Source organism: Rhodococcus sp. PSi06 (assembly GCF_054960675.1).
This window is the reverse complement of record NZ_JBHNYO010000011.1, coordinates 93,281-110,844: the sequence shown is the minus strand read 5'-3', so window position 1 is coordinate 110,844 and position 17,564 is coordinate 93,281. Positions and strand designations below refer to the sequence as shown.

At 65.6% G+C, this 17,564-nt stretch carries 20 protein-coding genes; 11 read left to right on the top strand and 9 right to left on the bottom strand.

Annotated features, from left to right (window positions below):
* Window positions 1-50: 50 nt before the first annotated feature.
* Genes ACFI9K_RS15805 through pdxH form a run of 4 tightly spaced genes read right to left on the bottom strand, consistent with a single transcriptional unit; the run spans window position 51 to window position 3,805 of the window.
* Window positions 51-989 carry a carbohydrate kinase family protein gene (locus ACFI9K_RS15805; RefSeq protein WP_462664373.1) on the bottom strand — a complete coding sequence of 313 codons (939 nt, stop codon included), beginning with the start codon at window positions 987-989 and terminating at the stop codon, window positions 51-53.
* Window positions 986-1,915, bottom strand: a complete 930-nt coding sequence (locus ACFI9K_RS15800; RefSeq protein WP_462664372.1) for an aldose 1-epimerase family protein — start codon at window positions 1,913-1,915, stop codon at window positions 986-988. Before ACFI9K_RS15800 ends, ACFI9K_RS15805 begins: the two co-directional genes overlap by 4 nt.
* Window positions 1,899-3,191 carry an MFS transporter gene (locus tag ACFI9K_RS15795; RefSeq protein ID WP_462664371.1) on the bottom strand — a complete coding sequence of 431 codons (1,293 nt, stop codon included), beginning with the start codon at window positions 3,189-3,191 and terminating at the stop codon, window positions 1,899-1,901. Before ACFI9K_RS15795 ends, ACFI9K_RS15800 begins: the two co-directional genes overlap by 17 nt.
* On the bottom strand, window positions 3,188-3,805 hold the full coding sequence (gene pdxH, locus ACFI9K_RS15790; protein ID WP_462664465.1) for a pyridoxamine 5'-phosphate oxidase: 618 nt from the start codon (window positions 3,803-3,805) through the stop codon (window positions 3,188-3,190). The genes ACFI9K_RS15795 and pdxH overlap by 4 nt, the downstream gene beginning before the upstream one ends.
* Window positions 3,806-3,940: 135 nt before the next feature.
* On the opposite strand from pdxH, the gene ACFI9K_RS15785 reads away from it, so the two are divergent.
* The 5 genes from ACFI9K_RS15785 (at window position 3,941) to ACFI9K_RS15765 (ending at window position 8,867) form a co-directional block, all read left to right on the top strand.
* Complete coding sequence (locus ACFI9K_RS15785) at window positions 3,941-5,059, top strand: citrate synthase 2 (protein ID WP_462664370.1); 1,119 nt, start codon at window positions 3,941-3,943, stop codon at window positions 5,057-5,059.
* An 86-nt stretch (window positions 5,060-5,145) separates the two neighbouring features.
* Window positions 5,146-6,267: a phosphoserine transaminase gene (gene serC / locus ACFI9K_RS15780; RefSeq protein WP_462664369.1), complete on the top strand. Its 1,122-nt coding sequence runs from the start codon at window positions 5,146-5,148 to the stop codon at window positions 6,265-6,267.
* Between the two features lie 98 nt (window positions 6,268-6,365).
* Complete coding sequence (locus ACFI9K_RS15775; protein ID WP_462664368.1) at window positions 6,366-7,037, top strand: rhomboid-like protein; 672 nt, start codon at window positions 6,366-6,368, stop codon at window positions 7,035-7,037.
* A gap of 112 nt (window positions 7,038-7,149) precedes the next feature.
* Window positions 7,150-8,037 carry a septation protein SepH gene (gene sepH, locus ACFI9K_RS15770; RefSeq protein WP_462664367.1) on the top strand — a complete coding sequence of 296 codons (888 nt, stop codon included), beginning with the start codon at window positions 7,150-7,152 and terminating at the stop codon, window positions 8,035-8,037.
* Window positions 8,038-8,129: 92 nt separating this feature from the next.
* Complete coding sequence (locus ACFI9K_RS15765) at window positions 8,130-8,867, top strand: DUF6928 family protein (RefSeq protein WP_462664464.1); 738 nt, start codon at window positions 8,130-8,132, stop codon at window positions 8,865-8,867.
* Between the two features lie 106 nt (window positions 8,868-8,973).
* Here ACFI9K_RS15765 and ACFI9K_RS15760 read toward each other — a convergent pair whose 3' ends face one another.
* The gene (locus tag ACFI9K_RS15760) at window positions 8,974-9,243 is read right to left on the bottom strand and encodes a DUF2537 domain-containing protein (protein WP_462664366.1); all 270 of its coding nucleotides are present in this window, start codon (window positions 9,241-9,243) and stop codon (window positions 8,974-8,976) included.
* Window positions 9,240-10,043 (bottom strand): TrmH family RNA methyltransferase, encoded by an 804-nt coding sequence (locus ACFI9K_RS15755; protein ID WP_462664365.1) that lies wholly within the window; start codon window positions 10,041-10,043, stop codon window positions 9,240-9,242. The genes ACFI9K_RS15760 and ACFI9K_RS15755 overlap by 4 nt, the downstream gene beginning before the upstream one ends.
* 75 nt (window positions 10,044-10,118) lie before the next feature.
* Here ACFI9K_RS15755 and ACFI9K_RS15750 point away from each other — a divergent pair, with 75 nt between their 5' ends.
* Complete coding sequence (locus ACFI9K_RS15750; RefSeq protein ID WP_462664364.1) at window positions 10,119-11,318, top strand: GNAT family N-acetyltransferase; 1,200 nt, start codon at window positions 10,119-10,121, stop codon at window positions 11,316-11,318.
* Here the strand turns inward: ACFI9K_RS15750 and ACFI9K_RS15745 are convergent.
* The 3 genes from ACFI9K_RS15745 to ACFI9K_RS15735 are packed head-to-tail and all read right to left on the bottom strand — an operon-like array spanning window position 11,315 to window position 13,661.
* Window positions 11,315-11,971 carry a response regulator transcription factor gene (locus tag ACFI9K_RS15745; RefSeq protein ID WP_462664363.1) on the bottom strand — a complete coding sequence of 219 codons (657 nt, stop codon included), beginning with the start codon at window positions 11,969-11,971 and terminating at the stop codon, window positions 11,315-11,317. The two genes, ACFI9K_RS15750 and ACFI9K_RS15745, sit on opposite strands and share 4 nt — an antisense overlap.
* A complete protein-coding gene (locus tag ACFI9K_RS15740; RefSeq protein ID WP_462664362.1) occupies window positions 11,968-13,110 on the bottom strand; it encodes a sensor histidine kinase in 1,143 nt (380 codons plus the stop codon). Before ACFI9K_RS15740 ends, ACFI9K_RS15745 begins: the two co-directional genes overlap by 4 nt.
* Window positions 13,107-13,661 carry a hypothetical protein gene (locus ACFI9K_RS15735; protein ID WP_462664361.1) on the bottom strand — a complete coding sequence of 185 codons (555 nt, stop codon included), beginning with the start codon at window positions 13,659-13,661 and terminating at the stop codon, window positions 13,107-13,109. Before ACFI9K_RS15735 ends, ACFI9K_RS15740 begins: the two co-directional genes overlap by 4 nt.
* 177 nt (window positions 13,662-13,838) lie before the next feature.
* Here ACFI9K_RS15735 and ACFI9K_RS15730 point away from each other — a divergent pair, with 177 nt between their 5' ends.
* Genes ACFI9K_RS15730 through ACFI9K_RS15710 form a run of 5 tightly spaced genes read left to right on the top strand, consistent with a single transcriptional unit; the run spans window position 13,839 to window position 17,560 of the window.
* A complete protein-coding gene (locus tag ACFI9K_RS15730; RefSeq protein ID WP_174557234.1) occupies window positions 13,839-14,066 on the top strand; it encodes a hypothetical protein in 228 nt (75 codons plus the stop codon).
* On the top strand, window positions 14,063-15,013 hold the full coding sequence (locus ACFI9K_RS15725; RefSeq protein WP_032407636.1) for an ABC transporter ATP-binding protein: 951 nt from the start codon (window positions 14,063-14,065) through the stop codon (window positions 15,011-15,013). Before ACFI9K_RS15730 ends, ACFI9K_RS15725 begins: the two co-directional genes overlap by 4 nt.
* Window positions 15,010-15,783 (top strand): ABC transporter permease, encoded by a 774-nt coding sequence (locus ACFI9K_RS15720; RefSeq protein WP_462664360.1) that lies wholly within the window; start codon window positions 15,010-15,012, stop codon window positions 15,781-15,783. Before ACFI9K_RS15725 ends, ACFI9K_RS15720 begins: the two co-directional genes overlap by 4 nt.
* Before the next feature lie 38 nt (window positions 15,784-15,821).
* Window positions 15,822-16,958, top strand: a complete 1,137-nt coding sequence (locus ACFI9K_RS15715; protein WP_462664359.1) for a sensor histidine kinase — start codon at window positions 15,822-15,824, stop codon at window positions 16,956-16,958.
* Window positions 16,955-17,560, top strand: a complete 606-nt coding sequence (locus ACFI9K_RS15710; RefSeq protein WP_222092249.1) for a response regulator transcription factor — start codon at window positions 16,955-16,957, stop codon at window positions 17,558-17,560. Before ACFI9K_RS15715 ends, ACFI9K_RS15710 begins: the two co-directional genes overlap by 4 nt.
* Window positions 17,561-17,564 lie beyond the last annotated feature (4 nt).

The window sequence follows — 17,564 nt, the reverse complement described above, 5'->3', positions numbered from 1 at the left end:
GTGTAACGGACACGTACTTAAAACGGACAGATCTAACGTCGATAGTGAAACTAGTCTCTCGACGCCTCGGACGCCCACGGAGGGTCGGCACCGGGTCGTGAAACCGTGATCGCTGCTGCCTTCGCGGCGAACTCGAGCGCGTGTTGCCAATCTTGCTTGCTCATCTCTTTCACCGCGTTCGATGTGATAATGCTCTCCTTCTGAAGAAAGCTCAGCAGCGCGCCGTGGACGGTGTCACCAGCGCCGATCGTGTCGACCACGTCGACGGCCACTCCGGGAACCGACGTCTCGTCGGCTGCAGTGAAGACGGAAATACCGTCGCCGCCGCGGGTCATGACCACTGCGGTGACGCCCGCCGCGAGCCAATCGTCGACGGTGGTGCCCTGGGTTCCCAGGCCCAACCAGTACGAGTCGTCCTCGGACACCTTCAAGATGTCGATGCTCGGCAGCCACGAGCGAAAGCGGTCGCGGAAGCCGTCGGCGGTGATGTCCCCACTGGTGCTGTCGATGGCGGCCGGACGGATGTTGGGGTCGAGCATCGTGAGCTTGCCTGCCGCCCGCGCTCGGTGCAATAAGCCCGCGTACATCGACGCACCGGGCTCGTAGAGCAGAGACAACGTGCCGAACGAGAGAACGCTGATCTCGTCGGGCAGATCACCGGGATCGGCGACGAGGCGATCGGCGGTGCCGTCGGCGTAGAACGAGTACTCGGCGCTGCCGTCCTCGGCAAGGGTGGTCATTGCCAACGTCGTCGGCTCGTCGCCGCGCTGCACCCACGAGATGTCGACGCCTGCATCGCGCAGACTCGCCAGGATCTGCTCGCCGAACGAATCACGCGAGATGCGCGAGAGATACGCGACCGGCGAACCCAGTCGTCCGATCGAGATGGCGACGTTGAACGGTCCGCCGCCGAGTTTGGGTGAGAGCAACGGTCCTTCGTGCACCGGAACCAGATCGACCAATGCCTCGCCGCACACCAGAATCGTCACTTCTCGTACCTCATTCCCCAGGTGCCCGACCAGGTTTGCCCCGGCCCCAGCACGATCAGATCGATCTCGGAGTTCAACGCATCGGGCGGGCACGTCATCGGTTCGATCGCCAGCGCCCGGCCCCGGTCCGGATAGGCCTGATCGTTGGCCGGATCGGCGGTGAACACCTGCACCCAACCGAAGCTCGCATCGGTCCACAACACGGTCGCGGTGCCGTCGGGACCCCGCAGAACATGGTTCGCACGGCCGTCGCCGTCGGGCAGCGACGCACTGAACGGGGTGTCCAACTGCACGCCCTGCAGTGTGCGCGGTACTCGGAAGTCGTACTCGGTATCGGCCGTCGGCACCGAATTACCCACGGGCAGATTACGAACCGGGTCCAGCGGCAGCCGGGTGCCGGCCGAGAACTCGAGCGTGCACTCGTCGAGCGGCACATCCCCCACGCGGACGTAGGTGTGGAAACCCATCCCGTACGGCGCGGCCGAATCACCGGTGTTCGTCGCCGACGCGGTCACGGTGAGGCCCTCCGCCGACAGCTCGTGCGCCACGGTCACCGTCAACGAGAACGGCCAGCCCTGATGGGTCCCAACGTCCACGCTTTGCTCGACACGACTGTCGGTGTGGTCGACCAGCTTCCACGCCGTCCGTCGGACGAATCCGTGGCTGGCGTTGTTACGCGACGGCTCGGAGATCTCCAACCGATGCTCGACGCCTTCGAACGTGAACGTCCCGTCGGCCGTGCGATTGGGCCACGGGGCCAACACCAGTCCCGCCGAGAGCGGGGGCTTGGTGCCTGCCTCCCACGTTTCGGTGAGCGGTGAGCCGTCGTACTCGAGCACCCGCAGGCCTGCGCCGACAGCAGCGATGTCTGCCCGATACTTGCCGCTCGTCAACGAGTACGTCTGTGCCTCAGCCATGAGAGCCATTCTTTACTACGGCACCCACTCGGTAGCGAATGAATGCCGGAAGTGCCAGCGCAGCAATCGAGACACCGATGACGACCAGCACGCCACCGCCCGCTGCGGCGGCCGCTGTCCCCACCGAGGCCGCTGCGGCACCGTGCAGCACGTCGCCGATGCGGGGTCCTCCCGCGACGACGACGATGAACACACCTTGCAATCGGCCGCGCATCTCGTCGGTCGCGACCGTCTGCAGCATCGTGCTGCGGAACGCCGCCGAGACCATGTCGGCACCGCCGCCGAGCGCCAGGAACGCCAGCGCGAACCACAGGGCGACGGTCGTCGCGCCGTCCGTGGCGAGTCCGACCGCGACTCCGAACCCGATCATCGACGCACCCCAGACGACGATGCAGATCAGTACGGCCAGTCCCTGCCTCCGAACGCGCGGAAGCCAGCCGGAGAACACCCCACCGACCACAGCGCCTGCCGACATCGCCGCGAAGAGCATGCCCAGCACCGGCCCGCCCGAGAGCGGATCACCGAAACTTTCGTGGGCGATCTGCGGAAAGAGTGCGCGCGGCATACCGAACACCATCGCGATGATGTCCACGACGAATGACGCCAGCAGCACCTTCTGGGTTGCGAGATAGGCGAAGCCCTCGAAGACCGAACGCAATCCGGCACGCTGACCGCTCGTGACAGGCGGGATGGCGGGCAGCCGAACCACCGCCCACAAGGTGGCGAACAGAAAGACGGTGTCGATCAGGTACAGGGTTTCGAGCCCGATGTAATAGATCAGGATGCCGGCACTGAGGGGGCCCGCAATGGCTCCGAAGTTGAACACCGTCATGTTCAGCGAGTTCGCCGCGGGAAGCTGATCGGGCGGCAGAATCCGCGGCAGGATCGCGCTACGGGTCGGCTGGTTCACCGCAAAGAACGCCTGCTGAACTGCCAACAGCACCAACACGATCCACACATTGTTCAGATCGAGAAGCGCCTGCAGCCAGAACAACCCCGACGTACCGATCAGACCGAACGTGGTGATCATCAGCAGGGCTCTGCGGTCCATCACGTCGGCCAGTGCCCCGCCCCACAGTCCGAAGACGATGAGCGGGACCAGCGCGAAAACTCCGGTCAGCCCCACGTAGGCGGAGCTCTGCGTAATCTGGAATACCTGTTGCGGCACAGCGACAATGGACAGCTGGGCACCGATGACGGTGACGATGTTCGCCAACCACAACCGGCGATAGGCAGCAGTCTTCAGCGGTGTCGTATCGGCAAGAATGCCGCGCAATCCGCTCACGGCTGCAGACGCTCGATCACACCATTGGCCACCGTCAGACGAATCCTGTTGTGCATACGGCTGGTTCGGCCCTGCCAGAACTCGACCGTCTCGGGCTCGACGCGAAAGCCGCCCCAGTTCGGCGGTACCGGTACATCGACGCCGTCGAACGTTGCGGTGACCTCGGCCAGCTTGCCGGCCAGGTCTTCTCGCGAGCCGACGGGTCGCGACTGTTCCGACGCCCACGCCCCCAGCTGGGAGCCACGCGGCCTGGTGCGCCAGTAGGTTTCGGTGGTCTCGGCGTCGACCTTGACCACCGAGCCGCGCACGGTGAGTTGCCGGGCACTGGCGATCCACGGAAAGGTCACCGACGCGTAGGGATTGGCAGTCAGAGCGCGGCCCTTGTCCGAGTCGTAATTGGTGTAGAACACCACGCCGTCCGCGTCGAGGCCCTTGCACAGCACGGTGCGAGTGGCGGGCCTGCCCGCCTCGTCGACGGTTCCCAACACGATGGCGTTGGGCTCGGGCAGATCGGCTGCCACCGCGTCGGCCAACCACTGCTGCGCGAGCGGGAACCACCCACCGGCCAGAGCGTCGACATCGAGGTCTTCGGGCTCGCCGTAGTCCACCCGCATGTTCGCCAGTCGCTGTTCATCTGCAGACACGAACCCAGACGCTACTCCCGCGTACGTGATCGCTATGGTTCTGGCACAGTACGCCCGGATGCGGCGCAGAGCCGGGCGCAAACGCGACGAGGGAGTCCACAGGCCATGGCTGTTCAACACGTTCCCGAGGATTTCGTCCCCGGCCTCGAAGGTGTGGTCGCCTTCACCTCCGACATCGCCGAGCCCGACAAGGACGGCGGCGCACTGCGCTACCGCGGCGTCGACATCGAAGAACTCGTCGCGCAGAACGTCACCTTCGGCGATGTGTGGGCACTGCTCGTCGACGGCGCATTCGGCCGCGGCCTGCCCCCGGCAGAACCCTTCCCCCTCCCCATCCACACCGGCGACGTCCGCGTCGACGTCCAGGCCGGCTTGGCGATGCTCGCGCCCATCTGGGGATACCAGCCCCTGCTCGACATCGACGACACCACCGCACGAGACAACCTCGCCCGCGCGTCGGTGATGGCACTGTCCTACGTTGCCCAGTCCGCTCGCGGTATCTACCAGCCCGCCGTCCCACAGAGCCGCATCGATCAGGCCTCCACCGTCACCGAACGCTTCATGGTCCGGTGGAAGGGCGAACCCGACCCCGCTCACGTCGCGGCCATCGACGCCTACTGGGTCTCGGCTGCCGAACACGGCATGAATGCGTCGACCTTCACCGCCCGCGTGATCGCCTCGACCGGCGCCGATGTCGCAGCCTGCCTCTCCGGTGCCATCGGTGCGATGTCCGGGCCGCTGCACGGCGGTGCGCCCGCCCGCGTGCTGCCGATGATCGAAGAAGTCGAAAAGACCGGCGACGCACGCGCGCTGATCACCGGCATCCTCGACCGCAAGGAAAAGCTCATGGGCTTCGGACACCGCGTCTACCGCGCCGAGGACCCCCGCGCCCGCGTACTGCGCGCCACCGCCAAGCGCTTGAACGCACCTCGCTACGAGGTTGCCGCTGCACTCGAGCAGGCCGCGCTGACCGAACTGCGTGAGCGCCGCCCCGATCGAGCCATCGAGACCAACGTGGAGTTCTGGGCCGCGGTGATTCTGGACTTCGCCGAGGTACCCGCGCACATGATGCCCGCGATGTTCACCTGCGGACGTACCGCCGGCTGGTGCGCGCACATCCTCGAGCAGAAGCGCCTAGGCAAGCTGGTACGCCCCGCCGCCCTCTACACCGGGCCCGAACCCCGTACCCCCGACTCCGTCGACGGCTGGGACCTGATCCGGTAGTCACGGCAACAGCGGTACCCGACTACGCTGGGTGATCGACAAACCTCCGGGTGCCATATTCCCTCGACCTTAGGACGCGCTACTCCATGGCCGATTTGCCGATCATTCCCGCCGATCTTATTCCCGCCGACGGACGCTTCGGTTGCGGTCCGTCCAAGGTTCGTCCCGAGCAGCTGCAGTCCCTGGTCGACGTCGGTGCGTCCGTGTTCGGTACCAGCCACCGGCAGAAGCCCGTCAAGGACGTTGTCGGACGCGTACGCAGTGGCCTGAAGGACCTGTTCTCGCTGCCCGAGGGCTACGAGGTCGTCCTCGGCAACGGCGGCACCACTGCATTCTGGGATGCCGCTGCGTTCGGCCTCATCCGCGAGAAGTCGCTGCACCTCACCAACGGTGAGTTCAGCTCGAAGTTCGCCTCGGTGGCCAAGAACAACCCCTTCATCGGCGATCCGATCGTCGTCTCGGCCGATCCGGGCAGCGCGCCCGAGCCGACCTCCGACCCGTCGGTGGACCTCATCGGTTGGGCCCACAACGAGACGTCGACCGGCGTGGCCATCCCGGTCAGCCGTCCGGCCGGCTCGGAGAACGCGCTCGTCGCGATCGACGCCACGTCCGGCGCAGGCGGTCTGCCGGTGAACGTCGCCGACGCCGACGTCTACTACTTCGCTCCGCAGAAATGCTTCGCCGCCGACGGTGGTCTGTGGGTCGCGCTGATGAGCCCGGCCGCACTCGCCCGCGTCGACGAGATCGCCGCCTCGAAGCGCTGGGTCCCGGACTTCCTGTCGTTGCCGATCGCCGTCGACAACAGCAGCAAGGACCAGACGTACAACACCCCAGCAGTGGCAACGCTGCTGCTCTTCGCAGACCAGATCGAATGGCTCAACTCCCAGGGTGGCCTGGACTGGGCCACGAAGCGGACCGCGGAATCGTCCTCACGCCTGTACGACTGGGCCGAGAAGACCGAGTTCACGACGCCGTTCGTGTCGAACCCGGATCACCGCAGCCAGGTCGTCGGAACCATCGACTTCGACGAGAAGGTCGACGCAGCCCAGGTTGCGAAGATCCTGCGCGCCAACGGCGTCGTCGACACCGAGCCGTACCGCAAGCTGGGACGCAATCAGCTTCGTGTCGGTATGTTCCCCGCCATCGAACCGGACGACATCACCGCGCTGACGAAGAGCATCGACTGGGTCGTCTCCACGCTGGGCTAGCAGGTACCTGACAGCGCACTCACAGCTGCACCGCTCCCTTCGAGGCCTACACTTGCAATGAAATACGCAGGCGTAACGACCTCGGAGGGAGCGTTCGTATGTCCAGGCTCCTGTCCATCGTCCTACGACTGCGGGTGACACTCGTGTACTGCCTGCTCACAGCGGCAGGAACCGTCGCACTCGGGCAGATCGGGCCGCACGCTCGCTGGCACGTGCTGCGTGCGGCGAGTACCAATCTGCACAACCTGACCGACGGCCATCTCGCCACCCTCGTCACGAGCGTCTTCCTCACCGAAGGTCCGGTGGACTGGCTCTGGTTGGCCGGTATCGCACTCCTGTTCGCCGTCGCCGAATGGATGTCCGGATGGCGACGCTTCCTGCTCACCTTCGGTGCCGGCCACATCGGCGCGACGGTGTTGGTGGCCGTCGGACTGTTCATCGGAATACGCGTCGACTGGTTGGCCGACTCGCTGGCAATGGCCGTCGACGTGGGGGCCAGCTACGCAGCAGCAGCGGTGGCCGGGTCCATGATCAGCTTCCTGCCGATGCCGTGGCGGCTGGGCTGGGCGTCCCTGTGGATCGGGGTCGTCGCCGTGGGCGGAATATCGAACCCGTCGTTCACCGCCGTCGGCCACGCGCTCGCCCTGAGCATCGGCCTCGGCCTGGGCGCGCTGTACCTCTACCGAGACGGATCGATGTTGCGCCGCAATGCAATTGGCGCAACATCGGCCGATCGAGTGCAGCCGAGCCCGCAGCTGTCTACTCTCTGAGAGAGAAACGATCGCCGGCGATCGCGGTGCGTGTCGGACACCCACCGGATACACCCGGTGAACTAGGGTCGAATTCGACGGTATCGCGAGCCGGCGCGATGAGGAGGTCAAGGTGCGAGACTTACACGTGGTGGGTCTCGAGGCCGACGGAAAGTTCGTCGTCTGCGCAGATCCCAAGACCGGCGACAGATTCCGGCTTCCAGCCGACGACAAACTCCGCGCAGCCTCACGCGGCGACATCGCTCGACTAGGACAGATTGAGATCGAAATGGACAGCTTGCTTCGTCCGAAGGAAATTCAGGCTCGAATTCGGAGCGGAGCGACCATCGAACAGGTCGCCGCCGATTCCGGAATGGCCGTCAGCCGCGTCGAGGTGTTCGCGCACCCCGTCCTGCTCGAGCGCTCACAGGCCGCGTCGATGGCTCAGGCAGGCCATCCGCTGCGCCACGACGGTCCTGCCGTCCAGACGTTGCTCGACATCGTCACTCTCGCCTTCCGCACTCGGGGCCACAATCTCGACGACGCAGAATGGGACGCCTGGCGCGACGAGGACAACAAGTGGGTTGCGCAGCTCAAGTGGCAAGCGGGACGCACCACCAACAAGGCGCACTGGCAGTTCCTGCCCGACGGCCACGGCGGCACCATCGCGCCGCTCGACGACACCGCACACGAGTTGATCGATCCCGACTTCGGACGCCAGCTGCGCGGCCTCGCTCCGGTACGCGCACTCGCGTCCGCGGACGACGAGGCCTCGCAGCAGAGCTTCGACGAGTACTACGGAACCACCTCCGACAGCGAACTCGAAGCCGAGACCATCGAGGTCGAGGTGGACGAGACGCCGACCCCCGATGTCGAGCAGCCGCGCGAGCCGGTGGCCAGGGAGCCCAAGCCCGCACCCAAGGCTGCCCCCGGTCACGGCGGCAAGGACAAGCGCGGCAAGCCGGCCATGCCGTCCTGGGAAGACGTCCTGCTCGGCGTCCGCAGCAGCGGTCACAACTGACCTCGTCGTGACCGATTCACCGCTCGGTGACGAACTGCCGACGCTCACACCGTAGGCTTCCGACGGAGCTTACGGAGAGAGAGGTGCCGGTAGTGGGGGCCAAAGCATCAACGATCTGGTACGTGGACACACCGGATCCCATTTCTGTCCTCAGAGAGGCGACCACCTCGGACTGGAATGCTGCGACGGCTCTCGTCGGCCGCCTGTACCCCCACCTGACCGCGGTACCCCTCGCTCAGGGGCCGATCTCGACCTCGGCGGGCGTGGACGACGATCACGTCTTCATCGGCTGCTATCCGGGCGTCACCGTGGTGTGCGGGTCCAATCTTTCGGTGCCCACACCGTCGACGCTCCCCGAATCCTTCACTCGCCCTCTGGCATCCGAGCACACCTACCTCGTCGCCTCGGATCCCGAGCACGCGTGGGGCGCATTCGCCTACTGGGAACGTGGAGAATTTCGCCGATCGTTCAGCGCCACCCCGGTGTACATCTACGAGGACGCGGGCCTGCCGCTGGTGTGGGAGCGATCCTTCTGGGCCGGTGAGCACCCGCTGATCTATCCCCCCGGAGTGATGCCGGACCCGCAGTCCCTGCCGTTTCACCCGCAGGAATTCGCCGAGGCCGCCAACGCCGAATGGCTCGGATTCCGCTACACCGGCGGCCCACACCCCGGCGAGCTGGACCCCAACACAGTGCCGGTCTGCGGTTTCACCATGTACGTGCCGGGGCAGGAGCCGCAACCCCAGAACGTCCCGGTCCAGAGTGCACCCGCACCGGAATCGGCCGAGCCGCCGCAGCGACCGAAGAAGCGTTGGTTCTCCCGGAAGTAGTCGCTTCGCCCGGCCGGCGTGGGCACCGTTGCACGACGGGAACCGCCGGCGACGGGTTCCCGTCGATTGTCGCCGGTAGCGTGCAACCCTGCCCGCGGTCGGTCGGTCAGAACGCCAGGGCCGCCAGAGCCACGAAGCTCAGTAGCGCACCGACACCCGCACCGTAGACAGCCCAGCGCCACACCGGGACGCGGAGCCACCGCAGGACCGTCGGCGCCGCGCCTGCCACGACGACGAGGTTGAGGCCGATCGCGAGCAACGGATGCACTCGCGCCAGTTCCATACCGAACGCCGCCAGTGCCACCGCCACGAGAATCGCCGAGACCACGGCAATCGGAATGCCGGTCCAGCGGACACCCGGGTCGAGATCACTCACGTCAGACGCACGCGTTCGTAGAATCCCATCGCCGCAGCCGTCGCCACGTTGAGTGAATCGGTGCCCGGTGCCATCGGAATCCGAGCACGAATATCAGTGGCGCGCATGGCATGTTCGGTCAGACCCGGGCCCTCGGCACCGAGCAGCAGGGCAACCTTCTCCCCCGTCATCGCCGTGGCCAGCGACACCGCCTCCGGATTGGGGGTCAGCGAAATCAGCTGAAAGCCGTGCGCACGAACGCGATCGAGGCCGCGCGCCCACTCGGGCACCTTCGCGAACGGCACGCGCAGCACATGCCCCATCGACACCCGGACCGAACGACGATAGAGCGGATCGGCACACGCCGCACCGAACAACACCGCATCCACCCCGAGACCGGCCGCATTGCGAAACATCGAGCCGAGATTCTCGTGATCGTTGACGCCCTCGAGAATCGCCACCGTCTTCGCGTCGGCCAACACCTCGTCCAGATCCAGTGCAGGCGGCCGGTTCGCCGCCGCCAACACCCCGCGATTGAGATGGAACCCGACGACCTCGGCCATCACCTCCGCCGACGTCCGATAGAACGGGACATCCGACTCCGCGAGATCCTCGCGCAAGGCGTCGAGCCGTCGATCCACGCCGAGCAGGCTGATCATCGGAAAACGGGATGTCAGCAGGCGCTGCGCAACGAGCACCCCCTCGGCGATCACCAACCCTTTGCCCTCGGGCAGATCAGGGCGGCGATCCGAGGAGTTGAGGTCGCGGAAGTCGTCCAGCCGGGGGTCGAGGGGATCGTCGACATCGATTACATGAACCACCCGCTCATCTTGTCACCCGACATTTCTGGCAGTCCCCCGACGACGAACTACTCCTGTATGGAAAAGTTGCCAGCGATGACTACCGACGAATCGATCACCATCCGAACCGCAACCGACGACGACTGGGATGCCGTCGCGCTGCTCGACGCGCACGCGTTCGGCGAACACCAGAACGCCGAGGACCTGGCCGAGACCCAGATTCTGACCAATTCCGAGCACTTCTACATGGCGTGGGACGGCACCACTCCGGTGGGCGTGGCGATGCATTTCCCCATGTCTGTCACGGTTCCCGGCGGAGCACAGCTCGACGCGTCCGGAGTTTCCTGGGTATCGGTGGCCCCCACCCATCGCCGGCGGGGCATTCTGCGGTCGATGTTCACTCAGCAGCACCGTGCCCTCAACGACGCGGGAGCGCCGTTGTCACTGCTGACGGCCAGCGAGGCAACCATCTACGGGCGTTTCGGCTACGGACCGGTGACCGAGGAAGTCAGCATCTCGCTGGACCGTCGATTCGCGCAGTTCCGCAAGGAGGTTCCCCCGCCCACCGGTGTGCGTCTCATCGAAACGGCGGAGGCTCCGGCACTTCTTCCCGATATCTATCACCGGTGGCAGCAGCAGACAGCAGGTGCACAGCCCAAGCCGCCGATTCGGTGGGAACGCTTCTTCGCAGATCGGGAGAATCGGCGCGGCGGGCTGACTGCCCTGTTCTTCATCGTCCATCCCGACGGGTACGTCGCCTACCGGCGCGGACGGAACCCGAGTCGCGTGGTGGTACAGGAGTTCATCGCGATCACCGACGAGGCGTATTCCGCGCTGTGGCAGGTCCTCGTCGGTGTCGACCTGGCCGACACGATCGAGGTTCAACAGTCACGCGACGAGGCGTTGCCGTTCCTGCTGACCGACTACCGCCTGCCGAAGGTGACTGCCCATCACGACACGTTGTGGGCACGCATCATGCATGTGGAAGCAGCACTCGAGGCGAGGACGTACGCGCTCGACACGTCGCTGACCATCGCCGTCCGCGATCCCTTCCTCGACGCAGGCGGGACCTACTCGCTCACCATCACCGACGGCAGAGCCACCTGCACCCGGGTGGAGTCCGAGCCGGACATCGAACTCGACATCGACGTGCTCGCCAGTATCTACTTCGGCACCCACCGGGCCCGACTGTTCGCCCAGTCCAACCGCCTCACCGCCCGCAACGAAGCATCACTGCAGGCACTGGACCTGACATTCGGTACGGACCGTCCCGCAGTCATGGGTTGGGGCTTCTAGCGCGTCTGCCCGGCCAGCCCGTGGGTGAAGGCGAAGTGCACGGCCTGAGCCCGGTCTCGCAACTGTGCCTTGGCGAACAGATGGTTGATGTGTGTCTTGACCGTCGCCTCGCTGACGAACATCTGCTGAGCGATTTCCCGGTTGGACAGGCCCGCCGCGATGGCCCGGAGAACCTCGACCTCGCGCGGGGTCAGACCGGCCGGGATCTCGGGCGGACGCGACTGCTCGACGGCTCCGAGCAACCGGGCCTGCACCTCCGGGTTCAGCACCGCCTGCCCGGCGGCTGCTGCCCGCAGTGCCGCCGCAATCTCCACCCGTCCGGCGTCCTTGGTGAGATAGCCGCGGGCGCCCGCGCCGAGTGCGTCGAGAATCGAGCGTTCGTCCGAGAAGGTCGTCAACACCACCACGGGCAGATCGGGAAAGAGTCCTTTGAGGATTCGCGTCGCCTCGATCCCGTCGGTACCCGGCATTCGTAGGTCCATCAGCACGACGTCGAGGGGCTCAACGCCCATCGCGGATTGTACTTCGGCGACGGCGCTGTCGCCGTCCGTTGCGGTGGCGACGACGGTGATGTCCTCGACCAGATCCAACATCACTGCCAGCGCCTCGCGTACCGACGCCTGGTCGTCCGCGATCACAATCCGAATGCTCATGCTCTAGCTTCCGTGTCGGACTCGATAGGTTGTCGCAGAGGCACTTCGGCGCGCACGACCCAGCCTCGCCCGTCCGGACCTGCAGTGACCGACCCGCCCACGAGGGCCGCGCGTTCGCGCATGCCGACCAGGCCCATTCCGGTGCTCTCGACCGTTTCTGGCAGCGACGGGGCCGGACCGTTGGTCACGGAGAGTTCGACCGATCCGGCATCGAACCGAAGTAGTACCTCGACGGCAGCGCCGGGGGCGTGGTTGCGAGTGTTGGTCATCGCCTCCTGCGCGCACCGGACCAGGAACTGGGCCTGCGAGGTATCGAGATCTCGCGGTGTGCCGTCGACACGGAAGCTCGCGTCATCACCCACGAGTGCGGCCAACGTCGGCACGAGGGGCAGCGCATCCTGACGCAAAGTCTGGACGGCACGGCGGGTTTCGGTGAGCCCTTCCCGAGCGAGACTCTGCGCCTTGCCCACTGCCGCTCTGGCCTCCTCGACGCGGCCCGCGTCGAGCAACGCGTCGGCGACTTCGAGTTGCATGTTGACGCCGGACAGCGAGTGAGCGAGAACGTCGTGAATATCGCGCGCGATGCGGGCCCGCTCGGCCAGGGCATGCTCGCGAAGTTCGGCATCGGTGGCGCGGCGCGCATTGAGCAGTGCGTCCAGCCGACTGCGCCGCGAGTACCCGATCAGTACCGGCCAACCCGCGAACAATCCTGCAGCCCAGGGCCATCCGTCGACACCACTGTGCTCTGCAACCCACAGAGCGGCTGCGCACGCCACGCTGAGCGAGATCGCGAACGGGAACGAGATCGACGGCTTGAACCGCCACCCTGCATGTCCCGCAAACAGAAACGGAAACAGAGTAGCCGCAGCCGTGCCGTCCACGGCCAGGATTGCCGCAGAGGCGATCAGCGCGACACCCGCGCCGGCCAGAGAGATCCCAGGGCCGATCAACCGTCGTGGAAGCGACGAGGCCAGTAGCACCACACCGTTGACGACGAGCAGCGCAAGTACGAGCGGATTGCTCAGGTCCGAGGTGGCGAAGGCCCCGACGATCACGACGATCGCGACATACGGCCGGCTCGACAGCCGGAGGCGGTCGAGCGTGGGCAACCGTACGTCGGAGTGGGGTGCCGATGTCACCGAATCTTCGACCCTCCGCCGCGAACCCGATTGTGCATGTCGGTCAGCGTAGGCGACGTGGTGTGGTTTCCGGCCTTGTCGGCGCGCCACACGATGGTTGCGTCCAAGTGCATGGCTCGGTAGAGGACGGCGACCGACTCGGCGAGGAATCCGATGCCCACGGCCAGCATCGTGGCCTGGCCGGCGGCAGAGGCGGCAGTCGGGTCTATGACGACCTCCAAGGGAATGAGCAGAATCCGAACGGCGATGGCGGCGATCCACAGACCGATCGACGCGACGGAGTACCGCATCCACACCATCCCGTCTCGCTCGGTGATTCTGACGGTGTAACCGCGGATCGCACCGAGGACGATTCCGACGACGCAGCCGAGGAGGAGGAACCCGATCGCCATGGGCGACAGGACCGTCGAGTCGAGTGTCGTCAGCCCGACGAGGGCGAGGATCGCTGGAATTATCAGCAGGCGCCGGGCTTCCATGAGCTGGCCGGTCATGCGCCGCACCAGCAGGTATCCGACCAGAAGGACTACGAGAGCAATCGTTGCGATGTTCATGGCAGTAACGCTACGAAGATCGCGAGGGTGGCGAATCGACCCACGGGTGGAGAACGGGTGGAGAAACCCGAGCGAAAAGGACCATGACTTTTGTCATGGCTGGACCGTGACGGTGTCACTTCAGGTCATGATGCGCTGCACTGTTTTCGGCGGTTCGGGCGCAGCAGACTCGTAGTCATGAAGCAACCAGACGAAGGAAACCTGTTCACCGATCTGATGGAGATCGGGCCAGCTCCGACGATGGCGCGTGAGATCGTCGTCATCGTCATCAGCTTGGCCATTGTCGCCGTGTTGTTCGCGATCGTCGGCACGTCCCTTCCGGCGTTCGTCGCACTCGGCGTCATCGTCGCCTTCATGGGCGTCCGGTTCGTCATCGGACTGCGGCACTGGGAGAAGCAATCATGAGCATCATCGACGTCGACGGAATGACGCGCCGCTACGGCTCGGGCAAGAACGCGTACGAGGCCGTCCAAGCCCTCGATCTGCATATCGCCGAGGGCGAGCTGTTCGGATTGTTGGGCACCAACGGTGCCGGCAAGACCTCCACTCTCGAAGTGATCCAGGGTCTTTCGCGCCCCAGCAAGGGAACCGTCCGGATCATGGGAATGGATCCGGTGGCCGATCGCCGTAAGGTGCGCCCGGCTCTGGGCATCATGTTGCAGAAAGGCGGCCTGCCACAGGATCTGACAACCGCCGAGAGCCTGCGGATGTGGGCAGGTACCTGCAGTGATCCACTGCCGGTGGCGGACGTGCTCGAACGCGTCGACCTGGCCGATCGCGCCGATACCCGGGTGAAGTTTCTCTCCGGCGGCGAGCAGCGCAGGCTGGACCTCGCCTGCGCGATCATCAGCCGTCCGCGCATCCTGTTCCTGGACGAGCCGACCACCGGGCTCGATCCCGAAAGTCGTCGCAACACATGGCGATTGATTCAGGAGCTGAAGGACTCCGGCGTGACGATCATGTTGACGACTCATTACCTGGACGAGGCCGAGTCCCTGTGCGATCGACTCGCGATCATGCACCGCGGCAGAGTCGTTCGCAGCGGCACCGTGGACGAGGTGGTCGCCGACCACCCGGCGAAGATCGAGTTGAAGGCCCCCGGCACGGCATTGCCGTCGCTGCCCGGTACGTCGATCGACGTCTCGGGTGACACCGTCTCGATCCAGACATCATCGGTACAGGACACGCTCACCGACCTGCTCGTGTGGGCCCGCACCAATGGCGTCACTCTGCACGGTCTGGATGCCCGCGCGGCATCACTGGAGACCGTGTTCCTCTCCATCGCAGACGAATTCGACAACTCCACTGTGAACGACCCAGCTATCGAAAAGACCGAGGTGATGAGCGCATGAGCACGATGACCGCCCTGTCGCGAGCAGAATTCACGCTGCTCGGACGCAACCGAGTACTTCTGTTCAACGCGATCGTCATGCCGTTGATCTTCCCTATCGCGCTGCTGATCATCGGCAGCCGGAGTGACGGCGGACTGAAAGACGCAGGCGTCGCGAGTGCGTTGGAGATCTTCGCATTGTTCCTGGTGGTGCTCGTGGTCTACTACAACATGCTCTCGGTCTACGCCACCCGTCGAGACGAGTTGGTGCTCAAGCGACTTCGCACCGGCGAGAGCTCGGACGTCCAGATTCTGCTCGGCCCGGCAATACCCTCGCTGATCCTCACCGTCGCCCTCGGTGTGATCGTCGGAGCTGTGGTGATCGCCTTCGGTGGGCCAGTTCCCGTCAACGTGCTGCTCGTCGCCGTGGCCCTCCTCGGCGGTGCCGGGCTGTTCGCCGCACTGGCACTGATCACCTCGACCTTCACCCGCAACGCCGAAGCGGCACAGATCACCAGCCTGCCGGTCATTCTGATCGCGTTGGCCGGCTCGTCCGCGCTGCGCGGCGTCGTCCCGGATTCACTGAGGAACGTCATCGACCTGACCCCCATGGCCGCGGTGTCGGACCTGCTGAATCTGGGCTGGTTCGGTAACACCACTCCCGGCGACGCGTCGTTCGAGTTCGCCGGCACCTTCGGCGAGGCCGCCATGCCTCTGGCGGTGATGCTGGCCTGGATCGTCGGAAGCCTGCTGATCGCCCGGACGCACTTCCGCTGGGAACCGCGGTCCTAGACCGCCCCCTTCCCCGTCCATCTGCAAGGCTGGAGATCATGAAGCTGTACGAGTACCTCAATCCACTGCACGGCTGGAACGACAGCAGTGCAGTGGACAAGGTACGCGTCTACACCCGCCAGTCGTTTCTGCTGATCTCCGTCGCTGTTGCCGCGGCAGGGGTGCTGACGTCATTGCAGTTCGACGACTATCTCTCGATGGCAGCGATGGCGGCCTGCTCCGCCGCCGCCTTCGTGGTCGTGCAGCGCACCCCCGCACTCGGCGGCGAGTCGACGGCCGACCCACGAATCCCGTTGGCGATCCTGGCCGTCGCCGCTGTGGTCCTGGTCGCCGGCGGGACCACGAGCAACACCCTGTGGGCCGGCGTATTGGTCACCACCGCAGTTGCGACCCGGATTCCATTGCGATGGTCTCTGGTGGCGGCCGTCGCCGCCGCTGCGCTCGCGGCGGCTCTGGGAACCCCGGCAGTGGAAACTCTGATACTCGGCCTCTTCATTGCCTTCATGGCGTTCACCGTGCAACTGTCGGCGTGGCTGCTGCGCATCGTCACCGAACTCGACGCCACCCGCGACGCCGCTGCTGCGCTCTCCGTTGCCGAGGAACGTTTGAGGTTCTCGCGTGATCTGCACGACGTCGTCGGACGCGCCTTGTCTGCCATCGCCGTCAAGAGCGAACTTGCCGCGACACTGGCTCGTCGAGGGGACGACCGAGCGGCCGGCCAGATGGACGAGGTGCGCATTCTCGCTCAGGAATCCATGACCGACGCCCGAAAGCTGGTTCGGGGCTACCGATCGGTCGATGTGGCGTCGGAACTGGACGGCGCTCGATCGCTGCTGTCCGCCGCCGGCATCTCCACCGAACTGGTCGGTGAGACATCGGCCCTGTCCGAGCGAGCCGCCGAGGCGGCAGCGTGGGTGGTCCGCGAGGGAGTGACGAACATCCTGCGACATTCCGAGGCCACCTACTGCCGGATCGAGCTGACCGAGCGCAGCATTCGACTGATCAACGACAATCCGCAGGCATCGACCGGCCGCGACGACGGCACCGGCTTGAGCGGCCTGCGCGAAAGGTTGGTCGCAGTCGGAGGGGCGATGAACACGGAGAAGACGACCGAGCACTTCACCCTCATCGCGGAGTTACCCGCGTCGAACCAGAAGCCGAGGACCACACCATGATTCGAGTTCTACTGGCCGACGACGAGAACCTGATCAGAACCGCGCTGGCGACGATGCTCGATCTCGAGGACGACATCGAGATCGTCGGTCAGGCCGACTCCGGTGAACAGGCGCTGACCGTGGCCGCCACCCTGGCACCCGATGTGGCGGTACTGGACTTGCAGATGGGCGGGATCGACGGCATCGAGACGGCCCAGAAAATTGCCGAGACCCTGCCGGCCTGCGCGTCGATCATCGTCACCAGCCACGGTCGACCGGGTTACCTGAAGAAGGCACTGGAGGCCGGCGTGCGGGGATTTCTGCCGAAGACCACCTCCGCTGCCACCCTGGCCGAGGTGGTGCGCACCGTGCACGGCGGTGGTCGCTACGTGGATCCCACGCTCGCTGCGGAAGCCATCGGGGCCGGGGATTCCCCGCTCACACCGCGTGAGGCGGACGTACTCGAGTTCGCTGCCGACGGTGCGTCGATCGCGGAAATCGCACAGCGCGCACATCTGTCTCCGGGGACCACGCGCAACTACCTGTCCGCCGCCGCTGCGAAGCTCGGCGCGGCGAATCGGCACGAGGCCTGCGCGCTGGCCCGGCGCCACGGGTGGATCTGATTCC